Origin of the sequence: Yoonia sediminilitoris (assembly GCF_003058085.1) — a bacterium.
GTDB lineage: Bacteria > Pseudomonadota > Alphaproteobacteria > Rhodobacterales > Rhodobacteraceae > Yoonia > Yoonia sediminilitoris.
Window position 1 is genome coordinate 27,139 of the sequence record NZ_QBUD01000009.1, and the last position, 12,150, is coordinate 39,288.

13 protein-coding genes are annotated in these 12,150 nt (G+C 59.0%); 7 read left to right on the forward strand and 6 right to left on the reverse strand.

The genetic code is table 11. From position 1 onward, the window contains the following. Nucleotides 1–8 precede the first annotated feature (8 nt). From C8N45_RS15525 to C8N45_RS15540, 4 genes are read left to right on the forward strand one after another with little or no spacing between them, the layout of a single operon-like run. Nucleotides 9–1,301, forward strand: coding sequence for an ArgE/DapE family deacylase (locus tag C8N45_RS15525; protein ID WP_108387179.1), 1,293 nt, complete (start codon nt 9–11; stop codon nt 1,299–1,301). Between the two features lie 11 nt (nt 1,302–1,312). Beyond that, the gene (locus C8N45_RS15530) at nt 1,313–2,488 is read left to right on the forward strand and encodes a thiolase family protein (protein ID WP_108387180.1); all 1,176 of its coding nucleotides are present in this window, start codon (nt 1,313–1,315) and stop codon (nt 2,486–2,488) included. A 24-nt stretch (nt 2,489–2,512) separates the two neighbouring features. After that, nucleotides 2,513–3,670 carry an amidohydrolase gene (locus C8N45_RS15535; protein WP_108387181.1) on the forward strand — a complete coding sequence of 386 codons (1,158 nt, stop codon included), beginning with the start codon at nt 2,513–2,515 and terminating at the stop codon, nt 3,668–3,670. A 2-nt stretch (nt 3,671–3,672) separates the two neighbouring features. Beyond that, nucleotides 3,673–4,806 carry an alanine racemase gene (locus tag C8N45_RS15540; protein WP_108387182.1) on the forward strand — a complete coding sequence of 378 codons (1,134 nt, stop codon included), beginning with the start codon at nt 3,673–3,675 and terminating at the stop codon, nt 4,804–4,806. 35 nt (nt 4,807–4,841) lie between these two features. On the opposite strand, the gene C8N45_RS15545 is transcribed toward C8N45_RS15540, so the two are convergent. Further along, nucleotides 4,842–5,390, reverse strand: a complete 549-nt coding sequence (locus C8N45_RS15545; protein WP_108387183.1) for a hypothetical protein — start codon at nt 5,388–5,390, stop codon at nt 4,842–4,844. Between the two features lie 168 nt (nt 5,391–5,558). On the opposite strand from C8N45_RS15545, the gene C8N45_RS15550 reads away from it, so the two are divergent. Genes C8N45_RS15550 through C8N45_RS15560 form a run of 3 tightly spaced genes read left to right on the forward strand, consistent with a single transcriptional unit; the run spans nt 5,559 to nt 8,286 of the window. Then, entirely contained in the window at nt 5,559–6,419 is an 861-nt protein-coding gene (locus tag C8N45_RS15550) for an ABC transporter permease (RefSeq protein WP_168769494.1), read from the forward strand. Further along, nucleotides 6,416–7,216: an ABC transporter permease gene (locus C8N45_RS15555; RefSeq protein WP_108387185.1), complete on the forward strand. Its 801-nt coding sequence runs from the start codon at nt 6,416–6,418 to the stop codon at nt 7,214–7,216. The genes C8N45_RS15550 and C8N45_RS15555 overlap by 4 nt, the downstream gene beginning before the upstream one ends. Further along, entirely contained in the window at nt 7,213–8,286 is a 1,074-nt protein-coding gene (locus tag C8N45_RS15560; protein ID WP_108387186.1) for an ABC transporter ATP-binding protein, read from the forward strand. The genes C8N45_RS15555 and C8N45_RS15560 overlap by 4 nt, the downstream gene beginning before the upstream one ends. 111 nt (nt 8,287–8,397) lie before the next feature. Here the strand turns inward: C8N45_RS15560 and C8N45_RS15565 are convergent, their stop codons facing one another. The 5 genes from C8N45_RS15565 to C8N45_RS15585 form a co-directional block, all read right to left on the reverse strand. After that, nucleotides 8,398–8,718: a flotillin domain-containing protein gene (locus C8N45_RS15565; RefSeq protein ID WP_108387187.1), complete on the reverse strand. Its 321-nt coding sequence runs from the start codon at nt 8,716–8,718 to the stop codon at nt 8,398–8,400. A 346-nt stretch (nt 8,719–9,064) separates the two neighbouring features. Next, entirely contained in the window at nt 9,065–9,580 is a 516-nt protein-coding gene (locus tag C8N45_RS15570) for an acyloxyacyl hydrolase (protein ID WP_108387188.1), read from the reverse strand. An 11-nt stretch (nt 9,581–9,591) separates the two neighbouring features. Next, nucleotides 9,592–10,209, reverse strand: a complete 618-nt coding sequence (locus tag C8N45_RS15575; RefSeq protein ID WP_108387189.1) for a TetR/AcrR family transcriptional regulator — start codon at nt 10,207–10,209, stop codon at nt 9,592–9,594. Next, a complete protein-coding gene (gene ppk2 / locus C8N45_RS15580; RefSeq protein ID WP_108387190.1) occupies nt 10,202–11,071 on the reverse strand; it encodes a polyphosphate kinase 2 in 870 nt (289 codons plus the stop codon). The genes C8N45_RS15575 and ppk2 overlap by 8 nt, the downstream gene beginning before the upstream one ends. Nucleotides 11,072–11,171: 100 nt before the next feature. Beyond that, nucleotides 11,172–12,149, reverse strand: a complete 978-nt coding sequence (locus C8N45_RS15585) for an alpha/beta fold hydrolase (protein ID WP_245882691.1) — start codon at nt 12,147–12,149, stop codon at nt 11,172–11,174. Nucleotide 12,150 lies beyond the last annotated feature (1 nt).

The window sequence follows — 12,150 nt, forward strand, 5'->3', positions numbered from 1 at the left end:
GGTTCCCCATGCAATCTGATCTGCAAACCCGGTTGTGCGATGCGGTGGACGCAGGCTTTGACCAGCAAACGGCCTTTCTGTCGGAACTGACCGCCCATCCATCCACCCGCGGGCAGGAACAATCCGCGCAGGATTTCATGGCACGCGCGCTGACCGTGCGCGGCTATGCTGTCGATCGCTGGCAGATAGATGTGGCCGAAATTCAGGACCTTCCGGGCTTTTCGCCGGTGCTTGGCCCATACGACAATGCCGTCAATGTTGTCGGCGCGCACCGATCAAAGACCCGACAAGGGCGTTCGTTGATCCTGAATGGCCATGTTGATGTGGTGCCAGCCGGGCCGCTGGATATGTGGGACAGCCCACCGTTCGAGCCGCGCATCGCAGATGGTTGGCTATACGGGCGCGGCGGCGGCGACATGAAGGCGGGTCTTGCGTCGAACCTTTTTGCGCTCGATGCGCTGGCCGCCTGTGGTCTGGCCCCTGCGGCTGACGTCTATTACCAATCCGTGGTCGAGGAAGAATGCACCGGCAATGGCGCGCTGGCCTGTCTTGCGCGTGGCTATACCGCCGATGCGGCACTTATCCCTGAACCATTTGCAGAGCATCTTGTCACAGCCCAACTTGGCGTGATCTGGTTTCAGGTCCACCTGAAGGGGCGGCCCACCCACGTGGCCTATGCCGGCAGCGGCGCAAACGCGATCGAAGCGGCAATCCCCCTGATCAATGCCCTTCACGCCATGGAACATCGCTGGAATGCCGCCGAAAACCGCCCCGATGACTACGCCCACATGGATCACGCGCTGAACCTCAATGTGGGCAAATTTCAGGGTGGGGATTGGACCAGTTCAGTCCCTGCATGGAGCGTATTTGACGTGCGCATGGCGATCTTTCCCGGCCAGTCCATCGTCGCTGCCAAAGCCGAGATCGAACAAGTGATCCTTGATGCCGCGCGCGAGAATGATTTCCTGCGCAACGCGCTGCCGGAAATCGTCTATCACGGGTTTCATGCCGAAGGTTACGCCTTGTCGCAAGACAGTTCCGCCAATGCGGCGGCGGCCATCAATGCCTTGGATCACGCCCATCAATCCACCACCGGTGAACCGCTGGTCCGCGAGGCGATCACCGCCACCACGGATGCGCGCTTCTTTGGGCTTTATGCCGATACGCCCGCACTTGTCTACGGCCCGCGCGCCGAGGCGATCCACGGCTTTAACGAACGGGTTGATCTGGAAAGTATGCGCCGGATTACCAAGGCCACCGCCCTGTTTATTGCTGACTGGTGCGGCACCGAAAACTTCTGAGGAGACGGCACATGCGCGACCCTGTTATCGTGTCCACGGCCCGCACGCCGATTGGCAAGGCCTATCGCGGCGCATTTAACAACACGACTGCCCCCAGCCTGGCAAAACCCGCCGTGCACGCCGCGCTGGAACGGGCAGGCCTGACCGGGCCCGAGGTTGAAGAGACCGCCTTTGGATCAGCCCTGACCCAAGGGTCATCCGGTGCCAACGTGGCCCGGCATATCACGCAGGCGGCAGGCCTGCCTGACAGCGTTGCAGGGGCAACCGTTGACCGGCAATGCGCCTCTGGCCTGAACGCCATCGCAATCGCAGGCCACATGGTGCGCTGCGAAGGGGTGGACATAGCACTTGCTGGCGGGGTGGAAAGTATTTCGCTGGTGCAGAACAGCCATTGGAATGGTCACCGCTACCACGACCCAAACACACAGGACAGCTATTACCTGAGCATGCTGGAAACCGCAGAGGTCGTGGCAAAACGCTACGGCGTCACCCGCGCCGCACAGGATGAATATGGCTTGGCCAGTCAGCAACGGACCGCACGCGCACAACAGGCCGGGCTTTTTGCCGACGAGATTATCCCTGTGGACACGGTCAGTCTGGTGAAAGACAAAACAACAGGCGAGACCCGTGAACAGCACGTTCGCCTTGCGCAGGATGAATGTAACCGCCCCACGACGACAGCCGCAGGGCTTGCGGGGCTTGCCCCTGTGCTGGGCGATGGCAAGACCGTCACCGCGGGCAATGCCAGTCAACTGTCTGACGGCGCCGCTGCATTGGTCATCATGGAGGCACAAGAGGCCACGCGCCGCGGCTTGGCCCCTTTGGGTGCCCTGCGCGGGTTCGCCGTTGCCGGTGTCGCCCCCGAAGAAATGGGGATCGGGCCCGTCGTGGCAATCCCGCGACTATTAGAACGCGCGGGGCTTGGGCTGCATGACATTGGCCTGTGGGAAATCAACGAAGCTTTCGCAGCACAGCTGCTTTATTGCAGGGACACTCTGGAAATTCCCGATGACAGACTGAACGTCAACGGCGGCGCGATTTCTATCGGTCATCCTTATGGCATGTCGGGGGCACGCATGGCTGGGCATATCCTGCTGGAAGGAAAGCGCAGAGGCGTGACATGGGGAGTTGTATCCATGTGCGTCGGTGGCGGGCAAGGTGCCGCCGGGCTGTTCGAGATTTTCTGATAACCTGAACCCGAAGGGGCGAACATGACGGGTCTTACCCAACAACAATGCGCCGCGCTGACGAAATTGCGCCATGACCTGCACCGCCGCCCCGAAGTGTCAGGGGAGGAGGCGCTGACCGCCGCACTTATTGCGCAGGAACTTGCCGCTCTTGGGGCCGATCGCATCTGGCGCGGGCTTGGTGGGCATGGTGTTGCAGCGGAATTCAAGGGCAGGGAGGACGGGCCAACCGTCCTGTTGCGATGTGAACTGGACGGGTTGCCGATTCATGAGACATCAGATCATGCGTACCGCTCCGAAATCGTGGGCAAAGGGCATCTTTGCGGCCATGACGGGCATATGGTGTCCCTTCTGGGGGTGGCCAATCTGTTGGCAACACGGCCTGCCACCGGGCGCGTTATCCTGCTGTTTCAGCCCGCCGAAGAAACCGGTGCAGGTGCCAAGGCGGTGATTGCGGATCCGCGCTGGCCAGAAATCCGCCCCGACTATGCCTTTGCCTATCATAATGTGCCCGGTCGCCCGCTGGGTGAAATCGGTCTGCGGGCGGGGCCGGGCAACTGCGCCTCCCGGGGGATGCAAATTCTGCTTGAGGGCAAAAGCACCCATGCCGCAGCACCCCAAGACGGCGTCTCACCCGCCCGGGCAATGGCCGCGTTGATGGAGGCGCTGCCAAAGCTGGGCACGGGCACTATAGGCGACGATGAGTTTGCGCTGTGCACGCTGACCCATGCGCGGCTGGGTGAGCCGACCTTTGGCATCGCACCGGGACAGGGCGAGTTGCGTGTGACGCTGCGCTGCATGACCGATGCGAGAATGGACGCGCTGGTCCGCGACGCGATGGCGCTGGTTGCGCAAAACACTCCCGACCTGACAACTGAGGTGCACTGGCACGACATTTTTCTGTCGGTCGCAAACGACACGGAGGCGACCGCCATTGCGCGGCATGTGGCGCAGGATCAGCGGCGCGCGATTTATGACATGCCAACCCCGATGAGTTGGTCCGAAGACTTCGGGCGCGTGGGGGGCGATGGTGCAAAGGCCACCTTGCTGTATGTCGGCGCAGGCCAAGACCATCCCCAACTGCACAATCCCGATTATGACTTTCCCGATGCGCTGATCCCGGCCATGGCCGATCTGTTCAGCGGTATTATTGACCGCACTCTGGGCAGCCCGCAGAGTTGAACATGGCGCAGATGTCCGAGCCAAGCGCGTGGTGTTTGATAGACCGGGACCGGATTTCAAGGAACCTTGAACTGGCGCTTGGCCTTTTGCCCCAAGGCGTGCGGTTCTGCGCGGTCTTGAAGGCGGACGCCTACGGGCATGGCATCGCACAGGTGGTACCTTTGCTGCGAGAGCAAGGCGTACCTTGCATCGGTATCACGTCAAATGCAGAGGCGCGTGCAGTGCGTGCCGCGGGCTTCACCGGTACAATGATCCGGTTGCGTGCGGCGACGCCGCAGGAAATCAAAGGCGCGTTGAAGGATGGGGTTGAAGAACAGGTGGGCTCTCTTGCCACGGCCCGTCAGCTGCGCGCGATACACGGCGCGGCAAAAACAATCTCTGGCCTGCATCTGGCCTTGAATGCTGATGGCATGTCGCGGGATGGATTGGAAATCGCGACCAAGGCGGGACAGCAGGAATGTCTGCAAATACTTGATGAAATAGGGCAACGCATCGTTGGCGTATGCACCCACTTTCCCGCGAACGACCCCGAACCGCTGCAAGAGAGTGCTGCGCTTTTCACACAGCAGGTGTCTTGGGTCTGTGACAACAGCCAACTGGAACGATCCGCGCTTCTGTCCCATGCCGGCAGCACGCTGACCCTGCTTTCAGGTGTCCCTGTCGGGACCGATATGTACCGCTGCGGGGCGATCCTTTACGGGTTTCTGAAGCCGGAGTTGGGTTTCCTTCCAACCATGGAATTGCAGGCCCGCGTGGTTCAGGTGGGGGATTACCCAGCTGGCTCCAGCGTCGGCTATGATCGTGATAGCCGTTTGGAGGCTGACCGACGCCTTGCCTGCATTTCCATCGGCTATGCGGGCGGTTACGGCAGGATCGCACAGGATCGTGGGGCTGTCCTGATCCGGGACCAGTTGGCGCCGGTACTTGGGAAAGTGTCGATGAACACGATTGTCGCGGACGTCAGCGACATTGCCGCAGCGCAGATTGGCGATGTGGCGACGGTCTTTGGCGGCAGCGGCCCACAGGCAATTGGGCCAGACAGGGCCACCGCGCAATTCGGGACGATCCTGCCTGACCTTTTTTCCGACTGGGGGATGCGAAACCCGCGGATATATCGCGACCACAAGGGCTGTTGATCCTGCGCTACAGCGAGTGCCGGATCAAATAGAGGCTAGCGCACATCAATCACACCCGCTGTGGAAAAACCGCATTGCTCTGCGATTTTGCCATAGGCGGCGGTGAACCCGTTGAGCGATGCCTCGTACACGATTTCACCGTCAAGCGTGACCCATAGTGTGTTCAGCTGCCGCATCTGCTGCAACAGCCAAAGGCTGTCACTATCGTGAGCATGCGCCTGCGCCCAGGCAAAGCCCTGATCATCAAACCCTGCGCTGACGAACCCTTCGGTCAGGCTGGCGTCATCGAATGTGAACAACACGCGCTGGCCGTCCTGCATCATCGTCGGATAGCCGCGCGGCGCCCCTTCGTAGAGAACTGGCACGGGGTAATAAGAGGGCGGCAAGGCGTCACCATTTGATATTTCGATCCGCAAACTGGGGTCGCCGTCGCCCCCTGTCATCGCGGTGCAGTTGACGCGGTGATCTTCGCCGGTATCAAAGGATTCCACCATGACCCGCCAGTCCCGATACTCCCAATAGGCCGTATCGGCGCTCACAAAAGAGGGAAGGCAAAGCGCCAACAATACAAGGTTTTTGATCAATTTTTCGGCCTTTCAATTGCATTTAACCATCCTATAGGGGCAGCGGTTGGTCGAACTATGGCACAGAATTCACTCTATCCGATTAATCACGATATTATTCGTGCAGCTGTCTGATTTCATATTGATCTTTCCCGCAACAGGCGGAACCATCGCGCAATGTGGAGATGGATGACCTCTTCTGAAAGCGGGCGCGGGTTGCTGATGGTCAGCCCGCCTTTGGTCTATGCGCTGCTGCTGTTGGCGGTGCCCTTGGGGGCCATCGTGTTGTTCAGTTTCTGGACACAGGATTTCATGACTGTCGACACGACGCTCACCCTGAACAACTATCGCGAATTGGCTGAAAAGCCGATTTACGGCGCACTGCTGGGACGCTCTGTCTATGTGTCGGCCTGTGTCACTGTCGTGACCGTCATCGCTGCCTATCCGGTAGCCTATTTCGTGTCGTTTCATGTCCGGCCCGCGCGTAAATCGCTTTGGTTGTTCCTGATTACGATCCCCTTCTGGACGTCCTACCTGATCAGGGTTTTTCTGTGGAAAGTCATTCTGGGCTATAACGGTGTGGTCAACAGCGGGCTGATCAACGCAGGCCTGATCGAAGAGCCGCTGACCTTTATCCTTTATAACGTCAACGCGGTGATTATTGCGCTGGCCCATGCCTTTGCGCCCTTTGCGATCCTGCCAATTTTTGTGGCCTTGGAAAAGATCGACCGGTCGCTGCTGGAGGCATCGCAAGATCTGGGTGAAAGCAAGCTGATGACATTTTTGCGGGTCACGCTGCCGCTGTCGGTGCCCGGGGTTGTGGCTGCGGTTCTGATTGTCTTTATACCGACGATCGGGGACTATGTGACGCCGGAACTGATGGGCGGGGCAGGTGGCAAGCTGGTGGCGAATATGATCCAGACCCAGTTTCTGGCCCTCAACAATGCGCCGCTCGGGGCGGCGCTGGCTGTTGTGGCCATGTTGTCCGTTACCGCGATTTCACTGGTGTTGATTTTGCTTAACCGGCGTTGGTTGCGGGGCCGCACATGAGCCTGCGTATCTATGCGATAGCATATCTGGTTTTCCTTTATGCCCCAATCGCTTTGCTGCCGATCTTTGCCTTCAATGATGCCACGATCATCGCCTTTCCGCTGTCGGGGGCGACGACAAAATGGTTTGGGGAACTCTGGACCACGACTGCGCTGCATGCGGCGCTGAAAAACTCGCTGTTTATCGCCTGCATGACAGCGGTTTTGTCCACGCTGCTGGGCATTTGCGCGGCGCGGGCGGGGGCAATGTACCGGTTTCCGGCCAAGGCCGGGATCATGGGATTCATTATGCTGCCGCTGGTGCTGCCCGAGATCATTGTGGCGGTATCCTTGTTGGTTGTCGTCGTCCAGATCCTTGATCTGGGCTTGTCCAACTGGACCATCATCACGGCCCACGTGCTGATCTGTACCCCGTTCTCCATTGCTATCCTGAACGGGGCCTTTCAAAATCTCGATCCCTCCATGGAGGAGGCCGCGATGGATCTGGGCGAGAGCCGGTTTTCGGCTTTTCGGCTTGTTACCTTGCCGCCGGTTATGCCGGGCATTGTGGCGTCGCTGCTGATTACTTTCACGATCTCGCTGGATGAGTTCATCATCGCGTTCTTTTTGTCGGGGTCCGAACCGACCTTGCCGGTCTATATCTGGGGGTTGCTGCGGTTTCCCAAATCCTTGCCGGTAGTGATGGCCTTGGGCACCCTACTTGTGGCCCTGTCCATCCTGCTGCTGACAATCGCCGAAATTCTGCGCCGCCGCGGCATGTCGCGGGCGGGCGTCAACGATAAGGGAGGGTTCTTGTGACCCCTTTGATCACGCTGAAAGGCGTCAATAAATACTACGGCGACTATCATGCCTTGCGCGATATCGATCTCGAGATCGGAGCGGGTGAGTTCTTTTCGCTGCTGGGGCCGTCAGGCTGCGGCAAAACCACGTTGTTGCGCACCATTGCCGGGTTTGAAGCTGTGTCAGATGGTGTTGTGACGATTGGTGGCAGGGATATGGCTGATGTGCCTGCCAACCTGCGCCCGACCAATATGGTTTTTCAATCCTACGCCATCTTTCCCCATTTGAGCGTGGCAGAGAACGTCGCATTTGGCCTGCGCAAGCGCGCGGACCTCAACCGTGATGCCAAGGCATCCATGGTTGCCGAAGCGCTGGCGATGGTGGGGCTGGAGGGTTACGGCAAACGCGCGGCACACGCCCTGTCGGGCGGGCAACGGCAGCGGGTGGCGCTGGCGCGGGCCCTGATCCTGAAGCCCAAGGTGCTGCTGCTGGATGAGCCGCTGTCGGCGCTGGACAAAAAGATGCGCGAACAGATGCAGGTGGAACTGATCAAGCTGCAACGCCATGTGGGGATTACTTTTGTGCTTGTGACCCATGATCAGGAAGAGGCGCTGGTCATGTCAGACCGGATCGCCGTGATGTTTGAGGGGCGCATCGGTCAGTTGGCGGATGCCGAGACACTTTACCGGCGGCCGCAGAACCGGCAGGTGGCGTCGTTTATCGGCAAGATGAATTTCCAGTCCGCACAGGTGCACGACGGCGGCGTGGAAGTGGAGGGGTTCGGCATGGTCCAACTGGCCCTTGATCAAATGCCTGAGCCTGTCCAGCCGGGGCCTGCCGTGGTGGGGATGCGCCCCGAAACGCTGGGCCTGCTGTTTGATGGTGAGGTCACGGATAAACGGATTTTGGACGGGATCGTTGACGAGGTCGTCTATTACGGTGACATGACCTATTATGATGTACGCATTTCCGGCAGCGACAAGCCGTTGAATATTGCGATGAAAAACATCATGGGGCGCCCGGTTCTAGAGGTGGGCGCGCCCACGCGCGTGGTTTGGGACCCGCGTGCCATGGTTTGTTTCAGGTAGGATGGATCAAGATCCATCTTACGGTTTGGCTACGCCTCCGCTTTGGGCTTTGGCGTGGTTTTGGGGGCAGGGCTGTCGTTTGTCGCAGAAGTGTCGGACCGTGACGGCGCGTCAAAGCTGCCGTTGGTAACATCTTGTCAGGCCACTTTCATGGCTCGGCCCCATCTCTTCGCCCAGCTTTTTCATTGCGGGCATCTGCAACGCCATGCCCTTGTTGCCGTCCAGCGTCTGATTGACCGACGCAACGCGAATGCCATCGCGACCTGAACCGCCGCCGTTCATGCCTGTGACCTGATGGATCTTGATCGAATTGATCTTTTCAGCGGGTTTGGGGATCTCGGCAATAACGTCGGGCAGGGCCTCCGGACGTGCGATGGCCAGCTTTTTCCTGCTGATGTCCGCAGTCAGCGTTTTCGGTACCTGCGATCGCATTGTCGGCCTTCGGCTCCAATCCTTTTTTCAGCAGGCCCTCGGAAAAGGCATAAAGCTTGGAGGGACCGTGGCCAGAGGCGGCAGGGCAAAACCCAAGCCCGCACAGGTGCGAAGCGCAATAGAAAACGGGATGGCTTGTGGACTGAGAAATACATCTTTCATCGGCCCTCCAACGCTGGCTGTATACATCGCTTGGATTTCACGCGTTGTTACATCTACCCCAAAATTCAGTACCGTGCAGGCGATGATGGAAACCTGTTGCGGCGAAGTGAACAATCAGGCGCGGGAATCATCGATTAATCATGAGCCATGGTTACATAACGGGCAAATTCTGTGGGGAAACGCGCTATTCGAGCGAAATGGCGTAGCGGATCGACAGCGTCTCGAGGCCGGGGTTCAGCGGCTGGCTGTCGGCATTCGACCGATGATCATAGAGCACAGTAAGGGTCGCCCCGCTGTCAAAGCTGTATCCGACCCCAAAGGCAGAGCGAAACTGTAGAGCGCCGCCGATGTCAGGCCCATCACCTGATTTATAAACCCCCGGCATCAGCGAGGTTTCGACAAAAAGCGGGACGTCAAAGACCTGCTGCGACGTCCATTTTGCACCCGCACCGAACCACAAGTCGCCATCATTTGTGACCGACCCGCCCATGGTGGGTTGGAACGGGCCAAAACTGCGGTTGGCGTCCAGCCCGATATAGAGTTCCTCGCTAATCGACTCGTCTTGAAACTGCACGTCGGCCGCACTGAACGACAGGCGCTGCGTCTGGGCTTTTTCGCGCAAACATCCTGTTGGGCAATCGTTAAAACCCATGTCAGTCAAGCTTGTGAGCAACCAGATTACAGCGAGCGTTCCGTCCATTGTGTCGTGTCCTAACTGTCAGGGTCCAGCAGGCCGAGCCCGCGCAGGTAGATGCCGATACCCGTTTCAAGCAGGTCCTCGGGGGGGAAAGGGCTTTGCGTGCCCGGATTTGAGCGGGCGAACAATTCAACGACGCCGTGTGACATCGCCAGAATATGCGCGCTGAACATCTGTGGCGGCGGGCGCTTTTCGGCGGGAATATGTTTTGACAGCTCTTCTGCGGCCTTTTCCAACACGCCCATGGCGCGGGTCGCGACCGCGTTCAGCTCTGACGTGCGGTTGATTGAAATGCCGGATTCGAACATCGCGATATAATGGCCCGGGTATTTGCGCGCAAAGGCCAGATAGGCGCGCCCGGTCGCTTCGAATGCGGACAGTGCCGAGGGTTGGCCATTGTTGTATGCATGTTCCATCAAGTCGCCAAACATCTCGTAGCCTTGCAGGGCTGCAGCGGCGATCAGGTCCTCGCGCCCTTCAAAATGGCGATAGACTGCCGCAGGTGTCACACCTGCCTCGCGCGCGGCCTCAGAAAGGGTAAAGCCAGTGGGCCCGCGCTTTTCGATCAGCGTCAGACAGCCCGCAATCAACGCTTCGCGCAGATTGCCGTGATGATACCCACGCTTAGGCATGCCAGAGGTCGATGCCTCCTGCAACGTGTGTGTCGATGGCGGCAAGGGCCGCAGGGTTCTTATGGGTGTAATCCAACTGATGCAGGATTTTGCTGATCACCTGCACCCGTGCGCGCCGTTTGTCATCCGACCGCACCACCGTCCAGGGGGCGGCGGGGGTATCGGTGCGCCGCAAGGTTTCGCCAATTGCGTCTGTGTAGGGGCCCCATTTGGCAAGTCCTTCGACATCAATCCATGACAGTTTCCACTGTTTCAATGGGTCTTTTTCGCGGTCCAGAAACCGCTTGAGCTGCGTGGCGCGCCCGACGTTGAGCCAGATCTTGATCAGCGTGATCCCTTCGTCGACCAGCATGCTTTCAAATTCAGGGGTTTGGCTGAACCAGCGTTCGCGCTGCTGCGGCGTGCAAAATCCGAAAACATGTTCAACCACGCCACGGTTGTACCAACTGCGATCAAAGATCGTGACCTCGCCCTTGGCTGGCAGATGCGCGATATAGCGTTGGAAATACCATTGTGCTGCTTCGGTTTCGGTTGGTTTGGACAGGGCCACCACCTTGGTGTTGCGCGGGTTCAGGTTTTCGCGAATCCGCTTGATGGTGCCGCCTTTGCCTGCCGCATCGCGGCCTTCGAATACGATGGCAATGCGCTGGCCCGTGTCCTTGGCCCATGCCTGCATGCGCACAAGTTCGATTTGCAGCTTTTCAAGCGCTTCCTCGTAGCTGCTGCGCTTCCAGCGCGTGTCATAGGGGAAATCGGGATTGAGGATATCGGATTTGCGTGCAGTTTTGATCGCGTCGCGTACGTCATCAGGCGCATCCTGTTCAAAATAGCGGCTGATACCACCACCGTGGGGTAATTCCATGAAAGCTCTCCCGATCCGTCCCTCCATATATGGGGGTTTGCAGCGCCAAGCGCAATTCGGCTTTATCAGAAGTGGCAAACCAGCGGCGGCCACATTTGCATTAGCGTAGTTTTGCGCGCGTGGCGGCGCGGTCGATTGCGGTAGTCACAACCTCAGGTGCCGCGTGGTGGGGCATATGCCCAACGCCATCAAGCGCGGTCAGATTGGCAGAAGGGACGATTTCGATCACCACCTCGGCGTGAATGTTGATCGGGACGGTATCGTCAGCGTTTCCGTGTACGATTTCAATCGGAAGGGTCAAATCGGGATACCGTTTGGACAACTCAACCACATGGGCGCGCAGCGTGTTGACCTGCCGGATATTGGCGCGAAAGCTGTCCTGGCGCAGGGTCAGGCCGGCGCCGATATGCTCTGCATAGCCATCAGGGGCAGGTTGGGGGGCAAATGTGCCCTCGATCCGGCTGCGCACAACGCTGGGCGGGGTCAGCGCCGCGATCAGGGGCACAGTGACAAGACCGCCAAAGGCACTGCCGTTGATTGTGTAGTAAGGATCAAGATCGCCGGGCCATGGCATAGTAACCCCCGCCAGCGATACCAGCGCCTTGGCATTCACAGGGTTGTCACTATCAAGCCCCTCAACGGCCCAAGCATAAGCCACAATGCCACCAAAGCTGTGGCCCGCCACAATCGGGTCGGTGATGCCGAGTGCTGTGGCGGCTTCGCGCAGCATACGGGCCTGTTGCAGCGGGCTGTCGCCTTCGGTGGCTACTGGTCCGGTCTCAACACCCTGTACGCGGTCGGTGTATCCCATGCCGGGGCGGTCAAAGGCGGTTACCGTATAGCGGTCCGTCAAACGGTCCATCAGGTCAAAGGTGAATTCACGCAGGTTTCCACCGGCACCATGCAACAAGATCAGATGCGGACCGGACCCTTTTTGCACATAGTGGACCTGCCCGCCGGTCACTTCGGCAAACTGGCCTACGGGCGGATAGGTCTGCTCTGCCTGCGCGGCACGGTAGCGCGCGCAGCCCGTCACTCCAATTGCAAGGACTGCACAAAGCGTAACAGTTGTGATCAAT